This is a genomic window from Pseudoalteromonas sp. T1lg21 (assembly GCF_002964625.1).
Classification (GTDB): Bacteria; Pseudomonadota; Gammaproteobacteria; order Enterobacterales; family Alteromonadaceae; genus Pseudoalteromonas; species Pseudoalteromonas gelatinilytica.
On record NZ_PQBX01000050.1, the window covers coordinates 1 to 475 of the forward strand.

Consider the following 475-nt stretch of genomic DNA (forward strand, 5'->3'; position numbering starts at 1 on the left):
ATGTCATGAATGTGGCGAATCACACATTCTTGATTGGGAAAATGTGAGCTGGATTGAAAAAGAAGATGGCCCGGTTCATCCCATCTTTGGACGTCACTTACCAGAATCAGCTTTATATGCGTGTCCTCATTGTGGGTCGGCCTGGTCTGATTGGCAGCGTCAGCAGAATATATTTAACACCTGCAAAAATGCAAAAGAGGCGGGTGATGAGTTTTGTGGCTGGGTAGCCACTGTTGAAAATGACGGTGTAGTTGAAACCTTTAAGGATTTGTCCGAGCTGTACGTATGTATTCCAGGCTCAACAATAGCCAGTATTGTTCGTGATTACTTAGAAGCTGAGTACGAAGCAAGGTTAGGGGATGAAAATGGCCGTATTGTTTTTCAGAACTCAAAGCTTGGTAAGCCTTATGAGTACAAGGATAAAGACTCACTTAACCATGAAGAGTTGCAAGAAAAGGCGGAAGACTACCCTGAG

Annotated in this window: 1 protein-coding gene; it reads left to right on the plus strand. The window is 43.8% G+C overall.

Annotated features, from left to right (window positions below; translation table 11 throughout):
- Positions 1 to 475 (plus strand): terminase gpA endonuclease subunit (locus C2M25_RS10300; RefSeq protein WP_199775170.1); only part of this gene is annotated, 475 nt, incomplete at both ends.